Source organism: Variovorax nitratireducens, assembly GCF_051216545.1.
In the GTDB taxonomy this organism is placed as follows: domain Bacteria; phylum Pseudomonadota; class Gammaproteobacteria; order Burkholderiales; family Burkholderiaceae_C; genus Variovorax.
This window is the reverse complement of sequence record NZ_JBPJZO010000002.1, coordinates 713,054-733,793: the sequence shown is the minus strand read 5'-3', so window position 1 is coordinate 733,793 and position 20,740 is coordinate 713,054. Positions and strand designations below refer to the sequence as shown.

The 20,740-nt window shown below is 67.5% G+C and carries 19 protein-coding genes; 8 read left to right on the top strand and 11 right to left on the bottom strand.

Annotated elements, in window-relative coordinates; genetic code table 11:
• Window positions 1-3 precede the first annotated feature (3 nt).
• A complete protein-coding gene (gene argS / locus ACSFA8_RS08760) occupies window positions 4-1,701 on the bottom strand; it encodes an arginine--tRNA ligase (RefSeq protein WP_435479095.1) in 1,698 nt (565 codons plus the stop codon).
• Window positions 1,702-1,831: 130 nt separating this feature from the next.
• On the opposite strand from argS, the gene ACSFA8_RS08755 reads away from it, so the two are divergent.
• On the top strand, window positions 1,832-2,200 hold the full coding sequence (locus ACSFA8_RS08755) for a PsiF family protein (protein ID WP_435479094.1): 369 nt from the start codon (window positions 1,832-1,834) through the stop codon (window positions 2,198-2,200).
• A 140-nt stretch (window positions 2,201-2,340) separates the two neighbouring features.
• Here ACSFA8_RS08755 and ACSFA8_RS08750 read toward each other — a convergent pair whose 3' ends face one another.
• From ACSFA8_RS08750 to ACSFA8_RS08730, 5 genes are read right to left on the bottom strand one after another with little or no spacing between them, the layout of a single operon-like run.
• Window positions 2,341-4,377, bottom strand: coding sequence for a spermidine synthase (locus ACSFA8_RS08750; RefSeq protein ID WP_435479093.1), 2,037 nt, complete (start codon window positions 4,375-4,377; stop codon window positions 2,341-2,343).
• 7 nt (window positions 4,378-4,384) lie between these two features.
• Window positions 4,385-4,837, bottom strand: coding sequence for a DUF2214 family protein (locus ACSFA8_RS08745; protein WP_435479092.1), 453 nt, complete (start codon window positions 4,835-4,837; stop codon window positions 4,385-4,387).
• The gene (locus ACSFA8_RS08740) at window positions 4,834-5,775 is read right to left on the bottom strand and encodes a LysR family transcriptional regulator (protein ID WP_435479091.1); all 942 of its coding nucleotides are present in this window, start codon (window positions 5,773-5,775) and stop codon (window positions 4,834-4,836) included. The genes ACSFA8_RS08745 and ACSFA8_RS08740 overlap by 4 nt, the downstream gene beginning before the upstream one ends.
• A gap of 27 nt (window positions 5,776-5,802) precedes the next feature.
• Window positions 5,803-6,996, bottom strand: a complete 1,194-nt coding sequence (locus ACSFA8_RS08735) for a CaiB/BaiF CoA transferase family protein (RefSeq protein ID WP_435479090.1) — start codon at window positions 6,994-6,996, stop codon at window positions 5,803-5,805.
• Window positions 6,989-7,924, bottom strand: coding sequence for a hydroxymethylglutaryl-CoA lyase (locus ACSFA8_RS08730; protein WP_435479089.1), 936 nt, complete (start codon window positions 7,922-7,924; stop codon window positions 6,989-6,991). The genes ACSFA8_RS08735 and ACSFA8_RS08730 overlap by 8 nt, the downstream gene beginning before the upstream one ends.
• 204 nt (window positions 7,925-8,128) lie before the next feature.
• Between ACSFA8_RS08730 and ACSFA8_RS08725 the strand changes: the two genes are divergently transcribed.
• Window positions 8,129-10,303, top strand: coding sequence for a malate synthase G (locus ACSFA8_RS08725; protein ID WP_435479088.1), 2,175 nt, complete (start codon window positions 8,129-8,131; stop codon window positions 10,301-10,303).
• Window positions 10,304-10,357: 54 nt separating this feature from the next.
• Here ACSFA8_RS08725 and ACSFA8_RS08720 read toward each other — a convergent pair whose 3' ends face one another.
• The 4 genes from ACSFA8_RS08720 to ACSFA8_RS08705 all read right to left on the bottom strand — a co-directional run bounded on the left by ACSFA8_RS08720 (window position 10,358) and on the right by ACSFA8_RS08705 (window position 13,935).
• On the bottom strand, window positions 10,358-11,113 hold the full coding sequence (locus tag ACSFA8_RS08720; protein WP_435479087.1) for a hypothetical protein: 756 nt from the start codon (window positions 11,111-11,113) through the stop codon (window positions 10,358-10,360).
• Window positions 11,106-11,321 (bottom strand): hypothetical protein, encoded by a 216-nt coding sequence (locus tag ACSFA8_RS08715; protein WP_435479086.1) that lies wholly within the window; start codon window positions 11,319-11,321, stop codon window positions 11,106-11,108. The genes ACSFA8_RS08720 and ACSFA8_RS08715 overlap by 8 nt, the downstream gene beginning before the upstream one ends.
• Before the next feature lie 281 nt (window positions 11,322-11,602).
• Window positions 11,603-13,024, bottom strand: coding sequence for an MATE family efflux transporter (locus ACSFA8_RS08710; RefSeq protein WP_435479085.1), 1,422 nt, complete (start codon window positions 13,022-13,024; stop codon window positions 11,603-11,605).
• A complete protein-coding gene (locus tag ACSFA8_RS08705) occupies window positions 13,021-13,935 on the bottom strand; it encodes a LysR substrate-binding domain-containing protein (RefSeq protein WP_435479084.1) in 915 nt (304 codons plus the stop codon). Before ACSFA8_RS08705 ends, ACSFA8_RS08710 begins: the two co-directional genes overlap by 4 nt.
• 108 nt (window positions 13,936-14,043) lie before the next feature.
• On the opposite strand from ACSFA8_RS08705, the gene ACSFA8_RS08700 reads away from it, so the two are divergent.
• The 6 genes from ACSFA8_RS08700 (at window position 14,044) to ACSFA8_RS08675 (ending at window position 19,243) form a co-directional block, all read left to right on the top strand.
• Window positions 14,044-14,370, top strand: a complete 327-nt coding sequence (locus ACSFA8_RS08700; RefSeq protein WP_435479083.1) for a DUF2917 domain-containing protein — start codon at window positions 14,044-14,046, stop codon at window positions 14,368-14,370.
• A 97-nt stretch (window positions 14,371-14,467) separates the two neighbouring features.
• Entirely contained in the window at window positions 14,468-15,646 is a 1,179-nt protein-coding gene (locus ACSFA8_RS08695; RefSeq protein WP_435479082.1) for an acetyl-CoA C-acetyltransferase, read from the top strand.
• Window positions 15,646-16,440 (top strand): enoyl-CoA hydratase-related protein, encoded by a 795-nt coding sequence (locus tag ACSFA8_RS08690; protein ID WP_435479081.1) that lies wholly within the window; start codon window positions 15,646-15,648, stop codon window positions 16,438-16,440. Before ACSFA8_RS08695 ends, ACSFA8_RS08690 begins: the two co-directional genes overlap by 1 nt.
• A 7-nt stretch (window positions 16,441-16,447) precedes the next feature.
• On the top strand, window positions 16,448-17,611 hold the full coding sequence (locus ACSFA8_RS08685) for an acyl-CoA dehydrogenase family protein (RefSeq protein ID WP_435479080.1): 1,164 nt from the start codon (window positions 16,448-16,450) through the stop codon (window positions 17,609-17,611).
• 130 nt (window positions 17,612-17,741) lie between these two features.
• Window positions 17,742-17,984, top strand: coding sequence for a cysteine-rich CWC family protein (locus ACSFA8_RS08680; protein ID WP_435479079.1), 243 nt, complete (start codon window positions 17,742-17,744; stop codon window positions 17,982-17,984).
• Window positions 17,981-19,243, top strand: a complete 1,263-nt coding sequence (locus tag ACSFA8_RS08675) for a 6-phosphofructokinase (RefSeq protein ID WP_435479078.1) — start codon at window positions 17,981-17,983, stop codon at window positions 19,241-19,243. The genes ACSFA8_RS08680 and ACSFA8_RS08675 overlap by 4 nt, the downstream gene beginning before the upstream one ends.
• A gap of 3 nt (window positions 19,244-19,246) precedes the next feature.
• On the opposite strand, the gene ACSFA8_RS08670 is transcribed toward ACSFA8_RS08675, so the two are convergent.
• A complete protein-coding gene (locus ACSFA8_RS08670) occupies window positions 19,247-20,638 on the bottom strand; it encodes a zinc-binding metallopeptidase family protein (protein ID WP_435479077.1) in 1,392 nt (463 codons plus the stop codon).
• Window positions 20,639-20,740: the final 102 nt, after the last annotated feature.

Below are 20,740 nucleotides of genomic sequence, written 5' to 3'. Positions count from 1 at the left end.
GGATCACATTTTCTGCGGCGCGCTGACGCCGAGTACCGCCAGGCCATTGTGCAGCACCTGCGCACAGGCGGCGACCAGCGCCAGACGCGCTTTTTTGAGGATTTCGTCGTCGACCAGCACCCGCTCGGCGTCGTAGTAGCTGTGCAGGTTGGCGGCCAGTTCGCGCAGGTAGAAGGTCACGTCGTGCGGCGCGAAGTCGCGCGCTGCGGCGGTCAGCGCCTCGGGGTATTTGGCAAGCTGCAGCATCAGCGTTTGCGCCTGCGGCACCTGCAGTGGCGAAAGGTCGGCACCCTGCAACGAGGCGACATCGCCGCCCCAGTCGCGCAGCATCTTCTGGATGCGCGCGTGGGCGTACTGCACGTAGTAGACCGGGTTGTCGTTGTTCTGCGAGAGCGCGAGGTCGATGTCGAAGGTGTATTCGGTGTCGGGCTTGCGCGAGAGTAGGAAGAAGCGCACCGCGTCGGTGCTGGTCCACTCGATCAGGTCGCGCAGGGTGACATAGCTGCCGGCGCGCTTGGAGATCTTGACCTCTTCGCCGCCGCGCATCACGCGCACCATGGTGTGCAGCACGTAGGCGGGATAGTCGGCGGGAATGCCCTCGCCGGCCGCCTGCAGCCCGGCGCGCACCCGCGCGATGGTGCCGTGGTGATCGGTGCCCTGGATGTTGACCACCTTGTGGAAGCCGCGCTCCCACTTGGCGATGTGGTACGCCACGTCGGGCACGAAGTAGGTGTAGGTGCCGTCGCCCTTCTTCATGACGCGATCCTTGTCGTCGCCATAGTCGGTCGATTTGAGCCACAGCGCGCCGTCCTGCTCGTAGGTCTTGCCGGCCGCAACCAGCTTGCCGACCGCGGCCTCGACCTTGCCGCTGGTGTAGAGGCTGGACTCGAGGTAGTAGTGGTCGAAGCGGACGCGGAAGGCCTTCAGGTCCAGATCCTGCTCGCGCCGCAGGTAGGCCACGGCGAACTCGCGGATCGAGTCGATGTCGTCGATGTCGCCGCTGGCGGTGTACTCGCGGTCGTCCGACTTGACCGTTTTCCTGGCCAGGAAATCGGCCGCGATGTCGGCGATGTACTCGCCGTTGTAGAAAGCCTTGCTGGCCGGGTTGTCCGGGTCGGTCGGCCAGCAGGCGTCGCCGGGCTTGAAGCCCTTGGCGCGCAACTGGGTGCTGTTGGCCAGCGTCTGGATCTGCACGCCGGCATCGTTGTAATAGAACTCGCGCCAGACCTGGTCGCCCTGGGTGGCCAGCAGGTTGCAGATGGCGTCGCCGAGCGCGGCCTGACGGCCATGGCCCACGTGCAGCGGGCCGGTCGGGTTGGCCGAGACGAACTCGACCAGCACGCGCTCATCGTTCGCCGGCTGCTGGCCGAAGGCCGCGCCGCCGGCCAGCACCTCGCGCACCACCTGCTGCTTGGCCGCCGTCTTGAGCCGAATGTTCAGGAAGCCGGGCCCGGCGATCTCGACTGCCTCGACCCACTGGCCGAACGCCGGCGAAGCGAGCAGCGCGGCGCTCAGTTGCTCGGCCAGTTCGCGCGGCTTGCGCTGCAGCGGCTTGGCGAACTGCATCGCCGCGGTGCTGGCGAAGTCGCCGTGCGCCGCCACCTTGGGCGACTCGAAGGCGGCTTTGACGCCAGCGCCGGGCAGGAGGGATTCGAGCGTGCTCGCGAGGGCCGCGAGCAGCTCTTGTTTGACCAATAGCATTTGTGAATTTTACCGGGGCCCGCAGCGACCGGCCGCAGGCAGTCATCCAGGCGCGCGTCTCGACCGTTAGCATCAGTGGCCCTTCGGGGCACGACTGTCACCATCCCGTCCAAACCAGAGGAAATACACCATGAAAAAGCTTCTGTCCCTGATCGCGCTCGGCGCCGCACTGTCCTTCAACGCCAGTGCACAAACCACCGCACCGGCCGCCGCTGCGCCCGCCGCCGCACCCGCCCCTGCCGTCGCCAAGCCCGCCGCCGCCGCACCGGCCGAGAAAGCGCCGACCAAGCAGCAATCCAAGATGGGCACCTGCAACAAGGACGCTGGCGAGAAGAAGGGCGACGACCGCAAGGCCTTCATGAAGGAGTGCCTGTCCGCCCCCAAGGTGACGCAGCAGGACAAGATGAAGACCTGCAACGCCGATGCCAAGACCAAGGCGCTGAAGGGTGATCCGCGCAAGGCCTTCATGAAGGAATGCCTCAGCAACAAGCCGGCTTGAATAGGCTCGCCCCCAGGCTGCGCGCACTGCGTGTCGCTTCGCCCTCCCCCTGACCGGGGGCAACACCGGCGGCCCGGCAAAGCCGGTTCCGCGGTGTTTCCGGAACAAGAGAAGGCCCCGCACGCGGGGCCTTCTCTATTTCATTTCAGCACGCCGAACAGGTTGTTGAAGTCGTCGGTCCAGGGTTGCAGCCCCTCGATCGGCGTCACCGCGACGCTGGCGCGCCGGATCGATTCGCGCGCCAGGCTTTGCGGATTGCGCGCCACCAGTACCCAGTCGGTGCGGCGCAGCGCGTCGTTGTGCTCGGCTTCGTCGTGCACCAACACCGCATGCAGGCCCTGCGCCTGGGCGATCTTCTCGACCACCGGGGCCAGCGCCAGAAAGCGGTTGGTCACATGGAACCCGATCACGCCGTCGGGCTTCATATGGCGCAGGTAGGCGGCCATCGCCTCGGCCGTGATCAGGTGGATCGGCACCGAGTCGCCCGAAAACGCGTCGACCGCGAGCACGTCGAAGGCCTGGGGCTCCTCGCGCTCCAGCGCCAGGCGGGCGTCGCCCAGCACGCGCTCGATCTTCGCGGCGCTGTCATCCAGGAAGCTGAACTCGCTGTCGGCCAGCGCGAAAACCTGCGGGTTGATCTCGTAGACGCGGTACAGGTCGCCGGCCCGGCCGTAGACCGCCAGCGTGCCGGCGCCGAGGCCGATCAGGCCGACGCGGCGCGGCCCTTGCGGCGCCTCGGCCAGCGCGAGGCCGATGCCCGAACTCGCGCCGTAGTAGCTGGTCGGCTCGCGCCGCCGCGCCGGCGCCAGGAACTGCTCGCCGTGCTTGACCGAGCCGTGGTACATCTCGCGCACGTTCTGCGCCGGATCGTCGTGCCGCGTATCGAGCGTGATCAGCGTGCCGTAGAAGTTGCGCGTCATTTCGCGCGCGTCGGTGGTGTCGCTGCGCACCTGCAGCGCCAGGAACACCGCGCAGCAGGCGGCCAGCGCCATGCCGCCGGCCAAGCCGAAGCGCCGCCCGCGCAACACCGCTGCACCGGCCAGCGCGCTCAGCACCAGGCCGATGCCGAGTTCGTAGTACGCCGGCAGCACGTGCGGTGCGACCAGCCCGACCGTGACGCCCCCGATCGCGCCGCCGAGCGACAGCATCAGATAGAAGCGCGTGAGATACCGGGGCGCCGGCCGCATGCGCGACATTTCGCCGTGAAAGAACATGCACAGCACGAACAGGCCGACCACATAGATCGGCAGTGCGGTCTTGACGTCGGAGCCGATGCTGTCCTGCAGCCCGAAGGCGCAAAGCACCAGCATGGCCGCGGTGGCCGGCAGGAAGAACGCGCGCCGGTACCAGCGGTCGCTTTCGAAGCAGAGTACAAAGGTCAGCAGGTAGACCGACAGCGGCAGCACCCAGAGGAACGGGATCGCCGCCACGTTCTGCGTGATGTGGTTGGTGATGGCCAGCAGCAGCCAGGAGCCCAGCGCGGGCAGGCTTAGCCACAGCAGGTAGTCGGACGAGCCGGGCGGTTTCACGGTGGCCGCCGCGTCAGGCTGCAGGGCCGCCACCATCGGCGCCGCCGCCCCCTGGCGCGCCGCATACAGCGTGGTGCCGATGCACAGCAGCACGAAAGCCGCGTAGGCCCACGACCAGCCCTGCGCCTGGCGCAGCAGCGGGCTGTGCGGCTCGATCAGCACCGGATAGCTCAGCAACGAGGCGAGCGACGCAAGGTTCGACAGCGAGAAGTAGCGGTACACCTGCGCGCCGATCGGCGTGCGCGCAAGCCAGGACTGCACCAGCGGCCCGGTGGTCGACAGCAGGAAGTACGGCAGGCCGATGGTGCCGAGCAGCAGACCAAGGATCCACAGCGTCGGGTCTTCGGAGCCGACCGGTTTCCAGCGCGCGTGCGTCACGATGGGCAGGAAGGCCAGGCTCACGAGCAGCAGCGACACGTGCAGTCGCGCCTGCATCTTGACGCTCAGCCGCCGCGTAACCGCGTCGGAGTAGGCATAGCCGGCCAGCAGCACGACCTGGAAGAACACCATGCAGATCGACCAGACGGCGGCCGAGCCGCCGAACCAGGGCAGGATCTGCTTGGCGATCAGCGGCTGAACCAGGAACAGCAGGAACGCACTGGTGAAGATGGTGCCGGCAAACAGGAGCTTGACGTAGCCGGCTTTCATGCCGGTGCTACTTGCCGAAGCCGCGTGCGAGAAACACCGCCACCAGCGGGATCACCACGATCAGGTGTGCCTGCACCATCACCAGCTTGCGTGTCTTGCGGATGTCGGCCTCCGCCGGCAAGGCGCCCTCGGCGCGCAGCGCCTTGCGCCAGCGGAAGTAGGTGAGCGTCGGAAAAATCGAGATCACCCCGATGACGATGAAGAGCGTGAGCTTGACGTGCAGCAGCGGATTCGTCCAATACCACGCCGTGCCCTTGACGCCCCACCAGGTGCGTGCCACGCCGGTGGCGAGCACCGTGACGGCGGCGATGCCATAGATCATGTCGATGCGGGCAAGCCGCTCCACCACCGCGGCATTGAGCCACTCCACGCGGCACAGCGCGGCTTCGCTCGAGATGAACACCACCATCGTCAGGATGGCGAGCAGATGCAGGTAGGCAAGGATGGCTTCGAGCGTCATGGCGCGATTGTGCCGCCCCAGAACTCCGGCAGCGCATATTGCTGCTTCAGAAAGTCGAGCCAGAGGCGCACACGCAACGGCAGGTGCTTGCGTTGGGGGAACACCGCGTACACACCGTTCGGCGGTGCCGCGAACGCATCGAGCAGCGGCACCAGCAGGCCCGCGTCGATCTCGGCCTCGACCTCCCAGGTGCTGCGCCAGGCGATGCCGTGGCCGGCCAGGCACCAGTCGTGCAGCACCTGGCCGTCGGTGCAGTCGAGCGGGCCGGTGGGCTTGAGGTGGATGACCTGGCCGCCGCCCTCGGCACCGTCTTCGGCCGGAACGCGGAACGCCCAGCCACGCGTTTGCGAGGCGTCGCTCGACAGCGTGAGGCAGGTGAAGCGCGCCAGGTCGCCCGGGTTGCGCGGCTCGCCGTGGCGGCGCACGAAATCCGGCGTGGCGACGCAGCGGCGCCGGTTGTCGGCCAGGCGCAGGCTCACCAGCGATGAGTCGGGCAAATCGCCGACGCGCACGGCGCAGTCGTAACCCTCGCCGGCCACATCGATCACGCGGTCGCTCAGGTTCAGCGAGACGCGCACCTCCGGGTGCAGTGCGTGGAAACGCGGCACCAGCGGCGCCACGTGGCGGCGGCCGAAGCCGGCCGGCGCCGTCACGCGCAGGTGCCCGCTGGCCTTGACGCCGCCGGCACTGACGCTGGCCTCGGCATTGGCGAACTCGACCAGCAGGCGCTGGCAGTCTTCTAGAAACGCGCTGCCCTCGTGCGTGAGCGTGATGCGGCGCGTGGTGCGCACCAGCAGCTTGACGCCAAGCCGCTCCTCCAGCGCGTCGATGCGCCGCCCCATGATGGCCGGCGCCACGCCTTCGGCCTTGGCCGCGGCCGTCAGGCTGCCGCGGGTTGCGACCGAGACGAAGGATTCGAGTTGGGTGAGGCGGTCCATCGACCCGGATTATGCGAAGCCTGCAACTCAGCGGCCCACGGTGATGCGGTTCTGCTTCAGCGCAGCGATTTCCTGCTCTCCATAGCCCACTTCCTTCAGCAGCGCATCGCTGTGCTCGCCCAGCAGCGGCGGCTGCAACCGGACGCCGGGGCGTTCGCCGCCGAGTGTGAAAGGCATCAGCGGCACCTTCGAGGTGCTGCCGTCGTTCATCCGGATCGGCGCGAGGCCGCCGCTCGCGTTCAGGTGCGGGTCGTCGAACAAGTCCTGCGGTCGGGTGATGGGCGCGAAGGGAAGCTCGTTCTTTTCGAACACGGCGCTGAGTTCGGCCGCGCTGCGGTCGGCCAGGTGCGAGCGCAGGATCGGCATCATCCATTCGCGCGCCAGCACGCGGTCGTTGTTGGTCTTCAGACGCGGGTCGGTCAGCATCTCCTCGAGACCGAGGGCGTTGCAGAAGATGAGCCACTGCTTGTCGCTGACGGCGGCCAGAAAGATCTGCTCACCGTCTTTCACGGTGAACACGTCGTAGATGCCCCAGGCGGAGATGCGGCTCGGCATCGGGTCGGCCGCGTGGCCCGTGGCGGCGAACTGCATCATGTGCTGCGCCACCAGGAAGATGTTGTTCTCGAACAGCGCCGATTGAACTTCGCAACCCGCGCCGGTCTGCTCGCGCTGGCGCAGCGCGGCCATCGCGCCGATGGCGCCGAACATGCCGCCCATGATGTCGTTGACGCTGGTGCCCGCGCGCAGCGGGTCGCCGGCGCGGCCGGTCATGTAGGCCAGGCCACCCATCATCTGCACCACCTCGTCGAGTGCGGTGCGGTGGTCATAGGGGCCCGGCAGAAAGCCCTTGTGGCTCACGTAGACGAGGCGTGGGTTGAGCTTTTTGAGGCTGTCGTAGTCGAGGCCCAGCTTCTTCATGGTGCCCGGCTTGAAGTTCTCGCTCACGATGTCGGCGGTGGCGATCAGGCGCAATGCCGCCTCGACGCCTTCGGGCTGCTTGAGGTCGAGCGCGATACTTTTCTTGTTGCGGTTGAAGGTCGGAAAGAACCCTGCACCCGAGCCGAGCAGGCGCCGCGTGCTGTCGCCCTCGATCGGCTCGACCTTGATGACCTCGGCGCCGAGATCGCCCAGCAGCATTCCGCATGTCGGGCCCATCACCATGTGGGTGAATTCGACGACGCGGATTCCCGCGTAGGGCAACGGCGCGGACGACTCAGACATGGGCAACTCCCTGTTGAACAAAGCCTTTGGGCAAGCCCGCCTCGGGCGTCATGCCGTAGACCGGCTCGCCGGGCAGGCCGGCCATGAGCGGCGCACGGGCCGCGATGAGCCGGGCCAGATCGATGCCGGTGCGCACGCCCATGGCCTCGAACATGAAGACCAGGTCTTCGGTGACCACGTTGCCCGACGCGCCGGGCGCATAGGGACAGCCGCCGAGGCCGCCGAGCGACGCGTCGAAAGTGCGAACGCCTTCTTCGTACGCGGCAAGGCAGTTGGCAAGGCCCAGCCCGCGCGTGTTGTGCATGTGGGCGGCGCCCGCATGGGTGCCCAGCTCGGCACGCAACCGTTTGAAGAGGCGGCGCACCTGGGCCGGATTGGCATAGCCGACCGTGTCCGACAGGCCGGACTCGTCGGCGCCCGCTTCGATGCACTGCGCGGCGAGGCGGATGACTTCGTCTTCCGGCACATCGCCTTGCAAGGTGCAGCCGAAGGCGGTGGAGATACCGGCTTCGAGCTTGACTTGCGGGGCGATCTGCCGACGCAGATCGGAGATGGCACGGACCTCTTCGATCATTTCCTCGCGCGTCTTGCGCACGTTGGCGAGCGAATGCGCCGCGCTGGCCGACACCGGCATCGTGAGCTTGTGGACGCCCGCGGCGAGGGCTGCCTCGGCGCCGCGCCGGTTGGGCACCAGCGCCATCACGGTGAGGCCCGGCAGCGTGATCGCATGGCGCACCACCTCGGCCGCGTCGGCCATCTGCGGCAGCAACCGCGCCGGCACAAACGAAGCGACTTCGATCTCGCGCAGGCCGGCGGCATACAGTGCGTCGATCCAGCGCAGTTTGTCGGCGGTCGGCATGGTGGCCTTGACCGACTGCAGGCCGTCGCGCGGGCCGACCTCGCTGATGAGCACATCGGGGGATGGCATGAATTTGTCTCCTGCAGGATCGGCTTGACAGTTATCTTGGCAGCCATTCTCTTGCAGCTCGGTGGCCGCGCCTGAGGGCTTATTCCATTCATTTATGTCACGAATAACGGCATTTTTCAGGGATTAATCTTTGTCCCGGTATCCAATAAAGTAGGGGCATGGGCTTTGCAGCCCCCATCTTTCTTCTATCCCCAGAGGTTTCCAATGACCGACCGCACCACTGTCCACGGCCTCCAGGTCGCGACCGAACTCCACCAATTCATCGAACAACAGGTGCTGCCCGCCACCGGCGTGGACAGCGCGACCTTCTGGAAAGGCTTCGACGCGATCGTGGCCGAGCTCGCACCGAAGAACACCGCGCTGCTGGCCGAGCGCGATCGCCTGCAAGCCGAGATGGACGCCTGGCACAAGGCCAACCCCGGCCCGATCGCCGACATGCCGGCCTACCGCGCGTTCCTCGAAAAAATCGGCTACCTGCTGCCGCAACCCAAGGGCACCCAGGCCACGACCACCAACGTCGACGCCGAGTTGGCGCAGCAGGCCGGCCCGCAGCTGGTGGTGCCGATCCTGAACGCGCGCTATGCGCTCAACGCGGCCAACGCACGCTGGGGCTCGCTGTACGACGCGCTCTATGGCACGGATGCCATTGCCGATTCCGGCGGCGCCGACAAGGGCAAGGGCTACAACCCGGTGCGCGGCGCCAAGGTGATCGCGTACGCACGCGAAGCGCTGGACCAGGCTGCACCGCTGGCCAACGGCTCGCACAAGATGGCAACCGGCTACAGCGTGAAAGACGGCCAGTTGCACATCGCGCTGCAGAGCAGCAGCACGACGCTGGCCAACCCCTCGCAGTTCGCGGGCCACCAGGGCGATGCGGCAGCGCCGTCGTCGGTGCTGCTCAAGCACAACGGCATCCACCTCGACATCCAGATCGATCGCAGCACCGCCATCGGCAAGACCGACGCGGCCGGCGTGAGCGACGTGGTGATGGAAGCCGCGCTGTCGACCATCCTCGACCTCGAAGACTCGGTGGCCGTGGTCGACGCGGCAGACAAGGTGGTGGCGTACAGCAACTGGCTCGGCATCATCGAGGGCACGCTGACCGAAGAAGTCGCCAAGGGCGGCAAGACCTTCACGCGCGGCCTGAACGCCGACCGCGAATACACCGGTGCCGATGGCAAGCCGCTCAAGCTGCACGGCCGCTCGCTGATGTTCCTGCGCAATGTGGGGCACCTGATGACCAACCCGGCCATCCTCTATGGCGCGGGCAAAGAGATCCCGGAAGGCATCCTCGACGCCGTGGTCACGACCACCATCGCCACCATTGACCTGAAGCGCAAGGGCAACTCGCGCACCGGCAGCATCTACATCGTCAAGCCCAAGATGCACGGGCCGGCCGAAGTCGCGTTCGCCTCGGAGCTGTTCGGCCGCGTCGAGCAACTGCTCGGCCTGCCGGCCAACACCGTGAAGCTCGGCATCATGGACGAAGAGCGCCGCACCAGCGTCAACCTCAAGGCCTGCATCGCCGAAGCGGCCGCACGGGTGGCTTTCATCAACACCGGCTTCCTGGATCGCACCGGCGACGAGATGCACACCGCCATGCAGGGCGGTCCGATGATCCGCAAGGGCGACATGAAAACCAGCGCCTGGATCGCCGCCTACGAGAAGAACAACGTGCTCGTCGGCCTCGGCTGCGGCCTGCGCGGCAAGGCGCAGATCGGCAAGGGCATGTGGGCCATGCCCGACCTGATGGCCGACATGCTGAAGATCAAGATCGGGCACCCCAAGGCCGGCGCCAACACCGCGTGGGTGCCCTCGCCCACCGCTGCCACGCTGCACGCATTGCACTACCACCAGGTCAGCGTGGCGGACGTGCAGAAAGAACTGGAAAAGACCGACGCCGACGGCGAACGCGACAACATCCTCAACGCGCTGCTGCAGGTGCCGGTGTCGCCGACCACCGACTGGACGGACGCCGAGAAGCAGCAGGAGCTGGACAACAATGTGCAGGGCATCCTGGGCTACGTGGTGCGCTGGATCGACCAGGGCGTGGGCTGCTCCAAGGTGCCCGACATCCACAACGTCGGCCTGATGGAAGACCGCGCGACACTGCGCATTTCCAGCCAGCACATCGCCAACTGGCTGCTACATGGCGTGGTGACCAAGGCGCAGGTCGACGCGACCTTCGAGCGCATGGCCGCCGTGGTCGACGGCCAGAACGCCGGCGACCCGCTGTACCAGCCGATGGCTGGCCACTTCAAGACCTCGGCCGCCTACATGGCCGCGCAGGATCTGGTGTTCAAGGGCGTCGAGCAGCCCAGCGGCTATACCGAGCCGCTGCTGCACGCGTGGCGGTTGAAGGTGAAGGGCGGAGCCTGAGCCACCGACTGTCGTCAACCGGGCGGCGCCGAATGCCTGCCTGCGAAGGCTCAGCTATGCCGGCATTCCGTTCGGAAAGCGCCGCCGAATCTCTGCGCGGCCCAACGAACGCTTGCTGGCTGCGTAGACGTTGGCACGCCCAAACAGCGCCACGCCTGTAAGCGTGCCCTGTGGTGGCGTGCTGCCACGCGTGAGCCAGCATTCGCGCAGTGCATCCCATCGTTGTGGCGACCGGTCGCCGGCGGGCGGCAACAAGTCCAGCCCGAGTTCGAACCAGCCCCCATCGATCTGGTGCCACTGCGTCCAGTCGTCGATCGCAATGCGGCGGGGCGCCGGCGCCGGGTTGCGCCGCCCGCGCCATCCCTTCCGCGCCTCGGCTTGCCGCCGGTTGGGCAACAGGATGCCGGTGAGCGGGTGCACGAATAGCTCCACGTACGAAGCCTCGTGCAGTGGCACACGCCGGGTGCCGCGCCACCATTCGCGCACCATGACCTGGCCATCCACCCACGTTGCTGCGCGGTCGACGAAGTCGTCGAGGTGCTGGTAGATGTGCGCCTGCACCGTGTTGCGGCGGTCGATGCCGGCACAGAGTTCGGCGTACACCTTGTCCCATGGCCGATGCACCTGCTGGTGCAGCCAGCGCCTGAGCGGCGCGAGGTTTTCATTGAGACCCTTCCCGAAGCGATAGCCCTGCGTCATGCCGAGGTGCGAACCGCGATCCCGGCTGTTGCGCCACTGGCGCCCGTCGCCCTGCACCCCGCCGCCGCGGCGCGGCCGCTCGACGATCACCTTGTACATGTCTTCACGCATCCCGGGCCTCCTGCACGAGCCGTTGCAGCGCGACCTTTTGCGCGCGGCGTTCGGCCCGGTGGCTGCGCAGGTGCCGGCCCGCGCCCTGGCTGGAGGCGCGATGCGCCATGGCCGCGACGACCGGGTTGCGCGGTTTGGCCGCCGGCAGCGAAAAATAGAAACGGGCGAGACGTTTGTCGTCGTCACGCGCCTTGCGTTGAGCACTCATGTGCGCACTCCAAAAACAAAAACCCCGGCGAACGTGAATGCGCCGGGGCTTTGCCGGCCGCGGCTGGATGCAATGCACATCCAGCCGGGGCGGTGGTGTGCGGATCAGAGAACGAACAAGCGATTCATGAAAGGAAAGTAGACCTTGATGCGGCCGGGAGGTTGCTGGTCACCGGCTGCGGGTTGCAGTTCTGAAAACGAGCGCGGATTGTGCAAATCTTGCGCGCTGCGCGCAAGCGGCGCGCAGCGACGTGTCGCAGCAAGGCGACAGTGCAACGACGTTCAGCGCGGTGCGTTGTCGGCAGACGCAGGCGGCACCAGCGCCACTGCAACGGCATCCGGTAGCGCCGATGCATCGGCGGCAAGGCGCGCGGTGAGCCGGAACGCCATGACCATTGCGAGCGTGCCGAAGATCGCTGTGCCCACGGCCGCGCCGGCCAGCACGCCCACCGGCCCGTAGTGCGAGCCCCACCAGGCGAAAGGAATCGTGCCCAGCGTGGCGCGAGCCCAGTTGAAACCGGTCGACAGCAACGGTCGGCCCAGGTTGTTGAACGCGGCGTTGGCCACGAACAGCGCACCGGTGAAAAAGAATCCCGCGGCCACCCAGGAGCAGAACGCGTGGATCAGCTCGGCCGCCAGCCCATCGGCCGAGAAGGCGCGCACGATCAGGCCCTGCCCGAGCGCCAGCAGCAGCCAGGCCGCACCGACCGCGATCACCATGAAGCGCAGGCTCTCGCGCAGCCCTCCGCGCACGCGGTCGTAGTGGCGCGCGCCGAGGTTCTGCGCCAGGATCGGCCCGACCGCGCCGCTCAGCGCGTAGATCAGGCCGAAGGCGACCGGCGTCAGGCGGTCGATGGTCGCCTGGCCCGCCACGGCCGATGCGCCGAACTGCGCGACCGAATGCGTGACGAAGGCTGCGCCGACGGGCGTGGCCAGGTTGCTCAGCACGGCCGGTGCGGCCACGCTCGCGAGCCGGCGCGCATCGGCGCTGAGCGCCGCGCGCTCGAAGCGCCCCAGCAGCTGGTGCCTGGCCATCACGGCGTGCAGGCCGACTGCGGCGAGGGTGCAGCGCGACAGCACCGCGGCGATGGCCGCGCCGTCGAGCCCCATGCCGAAGCCGAAGATCAAAATCGGGTCGAGCACCGCCGTGACCACGGCGGCGCCCAGCGTCACGCTCATCGAACGGCCCGCATCGCCGACCGAGCGCAGCAGCGCCGAGCAGGCCATGCCGATGCCCAGCAGCGGCAATGCATGCACAGTGACCGCGAGATAGCGCGCCGCCAGCCGCTCAGTCTCGCCGGTGGCGCCGAGCGCGCGCAGCATGGGATGCAGGAAAAGCGCACTTCCACTGCCGATCAGCGCGGTGATCGCCACCATCAGCACCAGGCTCGACGTGGCAAGCCGCTGCGCGTCGGCGCGGCGCCCGGCACCGATGGCGCGCGACACCACGGCCGTGATGCCGATGGTCAGCCCGATCGAGATCGAGGTGTGGAAGAAGCCGACCACGCCGGCAAAACCGATCGCCGCGGCAATTTCCTTCTCGCCGAGCCGCGAGATGTAGAACAGGTTGATCAGATCGACCGCAAACACCGCAACCAACCCGATCGCGGCGGTGCTCGCCATCACGAACACGTGGCGCAACAGCGAGCCCGTGACGAAACGCGGCGCAGGAACCTCGGGGGCGGGGCGGGACGAATGGCTCATGCGGCTGCGCGCAGCGCCGTATCGGCCTCGGCGCGCAGCCAGCGCACGAAGTCCTGCGCATCGGCGTTCTGCGTGGCCCGGCGCGCGGTCTCGATGTAGTAGCCGCGGCGCGTGCTCGCACTCTGGCCGAAGGGCGCGACCAGGCGGCCCTGCTGCAGGAACTCCTGCAGCAGCGGCAGCCGCCCGATCACCACGCCCTGGCCGGCCAGCGCAGCGTTCACGGCGTCGGTGTAGAGCGAGTAGCGCACCGCGTTCTTCATGCGCAGCTCCGGCATGCCCATGATGGTGAGCCAGGGCTCCCAATCCAGGTCGGGCGACTGGCCCTGCGGCAGGTCGATGGTCAGCAGCGTGTGGTGCACCAGGTCGGCCGGCTCGCGCAGCGGGTGCGCACCGCCCTGGACCAGTTGCGGCGCGCACAGGGGCACCACCGACTCCTCGAACAGCGCGGCGCCGATGCCGCGGTTGGTGGGCACGAAGCGCACTGCCAGGTCGAGCCGGTTGCGCTCGAGATCCAGCACGTCGAGCGTGGCGGACACGCGCACGTCGACTTCCGGATGCGCCGCGGTGAAGTGCGCCAGCCGCGGGATCAGCCAGAACGAGGCGAAGCCCGGCGTGCTGGTGATCGCGACCTGGCGCAGCGCGGGCGCGGCGCGCACGTGGGCGGTGGCGTCGCGCAGACGCTCGAGGCTGTCGACCACTGCGCGTTGCAGCACCGCGCCGGCTTCGGTGAGCGCCAGCGCCCGATGCCGGCGCTCGAACAGCGGCACGCCGATGGCCGCTTCGAGCTGCTGGATCTGGCGGCTGACGGCCGACTGCGTCAGGAACAACTCGCCCGCAGCCTGCGTGAAGCTGAGCGTGCGGGCGGCCGCTTCAAAGCTGCGCAACAGCTCCAGCGGCGGCAACGCTGCCAAGGATTTCGCATTCTCTGGATGCATGCAATGAGTTCCGAATCAACGTGTGCAAAAGGAAGAGTCCATCACTATATTCATTCTCATCACGAATGTGAAAGGTTCATCATCATGACTTCCCCCTCCTTCCTCAGCGCCACCGTCTCCTCGGCCTTCGAAATGGGCCTGCCGGCCCGCAGCATCTACCGCGTGGCCGACGCTGCCGAAGTACGCATCACGGTCAGGCGCGGCTCGGTGTGGATCACGCTCGACAACGATCCGGTCGACGTGGTGCTGGGCGCGGGCGAGCAGTTCAGCACATCGCAGCACCGGCGAGCATTGGTGTCGGCCCTTGAGCCATCATGCATTTCGGTGGCACCGACCGTCGAGTACACGGTGCGCAAGGCCGCGCCGCAGCGCTCGCCGAACTTGCGGTTGAGCCACTTTCAGCCAGCCTGATTGCAACCTGTCACCCGTGCGACGCGGGTTGATACCGGGTTGACCCTGCCCCGGCCGCGTCCAACCATCCCCTCCTTCATACACACAGGAGATACGGATGGCAGAAGCCTACATCGTCGCCACGGCCCGCACGGCCGGCGGACGGCGCGGCGGCAAGCTCGCGGGCTGGCACCCGGCCGATCTCGCGGCGCAAGTGATCGACGCGCTGGTGGCGCGCAGCGGCATCGACCCGGCGGGGGTGGAGGACGTGATCCTCGGCTGCGTGAGCCAGGTCGGCGAACAGGCCACCAACATCGCGCGCAATGCGGTGCTGGCTTCGGGTCTGCCCGAATCGGTGCCCGGCACCTCGATCGACCGGCAATGCGGCTCGTCGCAGCAGGCCCTGCACTTTGCGGCCCAGGCCGTCATGAGCGGCGCCATGGACGCGGTGATCGCGGCCGGCGTCGAAAGCATGACGCGGGTGCCGATGTTCACGCCCAACGCGCTGCCGGCCAAGGCCGGGCTCGGCACCTACATGAGCCCGGCGATGCAGCGGCGCTACCCCGGCGTGGAGTTCAGCCAGTTCACCGGCGCCGAGATGATCGCGAAGAACTACGGCCTCGAAAAAGACGCGCTCGACCGCTACGCGTTCGAGAGCCATCGCCGCGCGATTGCGGCCAGCCGTGCCGGCCTGTTCGACGACGAGATCGTGCCGATCGAGATCCGCCTGGCCGACGGCGCCGCCAGCGGTGAGATGCATTCCGTCGACGAAGGCATCCGCTTCGAGGCCACGCTCGAAGGCATCGCGGGCGTCAAGCTCATCGCCGAAGGCGGGCGCTGCACCGCCGCCACGGCCAGCCAGATCTGCGACGGCGCCAGCGGCGTGCTGGTGGTCAACGAGCGCGGCCTGAAGGCGCTGGGCGTGAAGCCGCTGGCGCGCATCCATCACATGAGCGTGATGGGCCATGACCCCGTGATCATGCTGGAGGCGCCGCTGCCGGCCACGCAACGGGCGTTGAAGAAGGCGGGCATGTTGATCGACGACATCGACCTCTACGAAGTTAATGAAGCTTTTGCACCGGTGCCGCTGGCCTGGCTGCAGGCACTCGGCGCCGACCCGGCGAAGCTCAACGTGAACGGCGGCGCGATTGCACTGGGCCACCCGCTCGGTGCCTCGGGCACCAAGCTCATGACCACGCTCGTCAACGCGCTCGGCCAACGCGGCAAGCGCTACGGCCTGCAAACGATGTGCGAAGGCGGTGGCATGGCCAACGTGACCATTGTGGAGCGCCTCTGATGTCGGCCGTCCTCTACGAAGTCGAAGACGGCATCGCGACCCTCACGCTGAACCTGCCGACCAAGCTCAACCCGATCACCAAAGACCTGCAGCTCGCACTGCGCGATGCGTTGACCCGCGTGGCCGGCGACCACAGCGTGCGGGCCGTAGTGCTCACCGGCGCCGGCAAGGCTTTTTGCGCGGGCGCCGATTTGAGTGCGATGCAAACGCCCGGAACCGGCAAGACGCTCGGCGACGAAACGGCCGACTGGATGCAAAGCCTGAGCAACCCGCTCATCAGCGCCATGCGCAGCCTGCCGGTGCCGGTGGTGTGCGCGATCAACGGGCCGGCCGCTGGCGCCGGCGTCGGCATCGCGCTGGCGGGCGACGTTGTGCTGGCGGCGCGCAGCGCCTATTTCTATCTCTCGTTCCTGCCCAGGCTCGGGCTGGTGCCGGATCTGGGCTGCACCTGGTTCATTCCGCGCCTGGTCGGCCCGGCGCGCGCGCTGGGCATGGCGCTGCTCGACGAACGCGTGAGCGCCGACAAGGCCGCTCAATGGGGCCTGATCTGGAACTGCGTGGAGGACGACCTGCTGCTGCTCGAAGCGCAGAAGACGGCGCAACGGCTTGCGCGCCTTCCCGCTCACGCCGTGCTGGAAGCGCGCCAGGCGCTCGCCGCGAGCGAGCGCCACACCCTCGTCGAGCAACTGCACTACGAAAGCGAGCGGCAGCGCGAGATGATCATGAAGCCGAGCTTCGGCGAAGGCGTTGCAGCCTTCCTGCAGAAGCGGCCGCCGGCTTTCGCCGGCCGATAGGGCGGCCATGATCGAACGCACCCTCTTCAGCGCCGACCACGAGGCCTTCCGCGACTCGTTCCGCCGCTTCATGGACAAGGAGATCGCCCCTTTCCACGATGCGTGGGAGGAGCAGGGCTACATCGACCGCGCCGTGTGGAACAAGGCCGGCGAGAACGGCTTTCTCTGCATGGCCATGCCCGAGCAGTACGGCGGCGCCGGCGCCGACCTGCTGTACTCGGTGATCCAGTTCGAGGAACTGTGGGCGCGCGGCTTCACCGGCGTCGGTTTCGGGCTGCACAGCGAGATCGTGGCGCCCTACATCGAGCGCTACGGCACCGATGCGCAGAAGGCGCACTACCTGCCCAGGCTCGCGACCGGCGAGATGATCGGCGCGATCGCGATGAGCGAGCCGGCCGCGGGCAGCGACCTGCAGGGCATCAAGACCACGGCCATCCGGCAGGCCGATGGCAGCTACCTGCTGAACGGCAGCAAGACCTTCATCACCAACGGCTGGCATGCCGACCTGGTGATCGTGGTCGCCAAGACCGACCCGAGTGCGGGCGCCAAGGGCACCAGCCTCCTGCTGGTCGAGCGCGGCATGCCGGGCTTCGAGAAAGGCAAGCGCCTGAAGAAGCTGGGCCTGAAGGCGCAGGACACCTCGGAGCTGTTCTTCAACGACGTGCACGTGCCGGCCGACAACATCCTCGGCGGCGACGCGTGGAAGAACCGCGGCTTCATCTGCCTGATGGAGCAGTTGCCATGGGAGCGCCTGCAGATCGCGATCAGCGCGGTGGCCGCTTCGCAGGCGGCGATCGACACCACGGTGGCTTACGTGAAAGACCGGAAAGTCTTCGGCCAGCCCGTGGGCAACTACCAGAACACGCGCTACAAGCTGGCTGAGCTGCAGACCGAGGTGCAGGTGGCGCAGGTGTTCGTCGACAAGTGCACCGAGCTGCTGATGCAGGACAAGCTCGACACCGCCACCGCCAGCATGGCCAAGTACTGGACGAGCGACCTGCAGTGCAAGGTGATGGACGAGTGCGTGCAACTGCACGGCGGCTACGGCTACATGTGGGAGTACCCGATCACGCGCGCCTATGCGGACGCCCGCGTGCAGCGCATCTACGGCGGCACCAACGAGATCATGAAGGAAGTGATCACGCGGCAGATGGGGTTGCCCGGCCGATAAAGCTCGCCCCCAGGCTGCGCGCACTTCGTGTCGCTTCGCCAACCCCCTGCCGGGGGCGCTGCCGACCGACCGGCGAAGCCGGATCGGTGGCAGCCCTCGCCGATGCGATCGGAACGCATCAGAATGCGGCATGCTGACCACACTGCCATCGCCCGACCCCAGCCGCTGCCCGCTCTGCGGTGCGGCCAACGTCTGTGCGATGGAGATCGAGCGTGAGACCGGCGTGGCGCAGCCGCCGTGCTGGTGCATGTCGGCCAATTTCACCGATGCCCTGCGCGCGCGCGTGCCGGCCGACGCGCGCGGGCTCGCCTGCATTTGCGCGAACTGCGTTGCCGCCGCAGCGGCAGAGCTCACGGAAACCACCCCACCATGACGACCACCCCATCCAACGCCTTCTATGCCCAATCTGGCGGCGTCACGGCCGTGATCAATGCCTCGGCCTGCGGCGTGATCGAAACCGCGCGGCGCCATGCCGACCGCATCGGCACCGTCTACGCCGGGCGCAACGGCATCCTCGGCGCGCTGGCCGAAGAGTTGATCGACACCGCACAGGAATCGGCCGAAGCCATTGCGGCGCTGCGCTCGACGCCCTCGGGCGCGTTCGGCTCCTGCCGCTACAAGCTCAAGTCGCTCGAGAAGAACCGGCGCGAGTACGAGCGGCTCATCGAGGTGTTCAGGGCGCATGGCATCGGCTACTTCTTCTACAACGGCGGGGGCGACTCGGCCGACACGTGCTTCAAGGTGAGCCAGCTGTCGCAGTCGCTGGGCTATCCGCTGCAGGCGATCCATGTGCCCAAGACCATCGACAACGATCTGCCGTTGACCGACTGCTGCCCCGGCTTCGGTTCGGTCGCGAAGTACGTGGCGTTGTCCACGCTCGAAGCCTCGCTCGACGTGCGCGCGATGGCGGCCACCTCGACCAAGGTGTTCGTGCTCGAGGTCATGGGCCGGCACGCCGGCTGGATCGCGGCGGCGGGCGGGCTGGCTGAAGCCCACGGCATTCCGGTCGTGATCCTGTTCCCCGAAATCGAGTTCGACCGCACGAAGTTCCTGGCACGCGTCGACGCGCTGGTCAAACAGCACGGCTATTGCAGTGTGGTGGTGTCCGAAGGCTGCCATCACCCGGACGGCACCTTCCTGGCCGAGCAGGGCACGCGCGATGCATTCGGCCATGCGCAGCTCGGCGGCGCAGCGCCGGTGGTGGCGAACATGGTCAAGGAGGCGCTCGGCCACAAGTTCCACTGGGCCGTGGCTGACTACCTGCAACGCGCAGCGCGCCATATCGCGTCGGCTACCGATGTGAAACAGGCGTACGAGCTCGGTGCGCGCGCCGTCGAACTGGCGCTGGAAGGCGCGAATGCCGTGATGCCCACCATCGAGCGGATTGCCGATGTGCCCTACCAGTACCGCATCGGCAGCGCGCCGCTGGCGCAGGTGGCCAATGCCGAAAAGATGATGCCGCGCGACTTCATTTCGCAAGACGGCTTCGGCATCACCGACGCCTGCCGGCGCTACCTGGCGCCGCTGATCGAGGGCGAGGACTACCCGGCTTACCGCAACGGGCTGCCGGTGTATGTGACGCTGCAGAACCGCGCGGTCGCGAAGAAACTGCCGGCGTTCCAAATCGCCTGACGGCTACCAGGCGACGTTGAAGCGCTGCTCCTGGAACTGTTGTCCCATGGGCTCGAAGCCCTGCTGCTGGCCCTGGCTTTGCGACTGCGCGGGCTCCGTGCGGGGCGATGCTTCCATGGTTCCGGCGGGCCGGGCAAGCGCCTGTTGCTGCCGCTCACGCTGCTGCGTGATCACCTGGTGCACGAACTGCAGCTTGCCGACCGCGGCGCGTGGCAGCACGAACGGGTAGTAGTCGGGCTGGCCCATGCTGCGCGAGAGCTCGTTCAGGACGTTGGTCAGCCGCACCCAGCCATTCAGGAAGTCCAGAAACTTCATTGCATCGGGATGCTCGGGTTGCCACAGGTCGGCCGGCTCGAACAGGTCGCTCGCCAACTCGGCACGGCTGGCGTCGACGCCGAAGCTCATGGCCGTGTCGGCCGTGTCGGCCATGTGCAGGTAGTGCGCCCAGGTCTCGGCCCAGTCTTCCCATGGATGCGAGCTCGCATAGCTGGTGACATAGCGCACCCGCCAGTCCGGTGGCGGGCCCTGCTCGTAGTGCTGGCGCAACGCGCCCGCGTAGTCGAAGCGCTCGTCGCCGAACAGCGCACGAAAGTCGTCGAGCCACGCTGTGGGGCGCACCAGCAAGTCCCAGTAGTAGTGGCCGATCTCGTGGCGGAAATGGCCGACCAGCGTGCGGTAGGGCTCGCGCATTTCGGCGCGGATGCGTTCGCGCACCGCGTCCTCGGCCTCCTCGGCGTTGAGCGTGATCACGCCCTCTTCGTGGCCCGTGAGCACATGCGGGCCGCCCGGCGTCTTGCTCAGAAAATCGAAGGCCAGCCCGTGCACCGGGTCGGCGTGGCGCGTGACCACGGGCAGGCCGAGCGCCAGCAACTGCGACATCAGGCGCCGCTTCGATTGCTCCAGCCTGCGCCAGAGCTCGCCATTGCCCTGCAGCGAGAGATCGGGAATGGTGCGCGTGGCACTGCACGACAGGCAGTAGCGCGGCGCCAGCCCGGCGGTGGTGAAGGCGGCATCGTCGCCGTCGCGCGGCGCCGGCACCATCCAGTTGCAACCAGCCGCGGTGACGAAGTTGGCGCAGCGGTGGTACTGCCTGCCGTTGCCGTCGCCGAACACGGTGTAGCTGGCGAGCGTCACATCTGAGTCAATGATGTCTGCATCGCCCGGTTGCGGCGCGGCGGCATCGGACGACGCCAATGGCGCCAGCGGCACCACGCCCAGGCTTTCGATCACGAAGCCCAGCGGCGTATGGCAGGCCAGGCACTCGCTGTTGCCGAGGAAGACCGGCCGGCCGCACTGGCACTGGTAGGCACGCGTCACGGTGGGCGCGGTGAGATCCGCCGCCAGCGAGGTGGCGGCGCCGACGTCTGCAGTGCAGGATGCGTTGCGGGTATCCATGTTGTCTTGTTTTCTTGAAATGGAAAGGTCGGCATGCGGACAGCGCTTTGATTGTGACGGCTGCCCGCCGGCGAGCCTGGCCAAACAAACACCGATATCCTT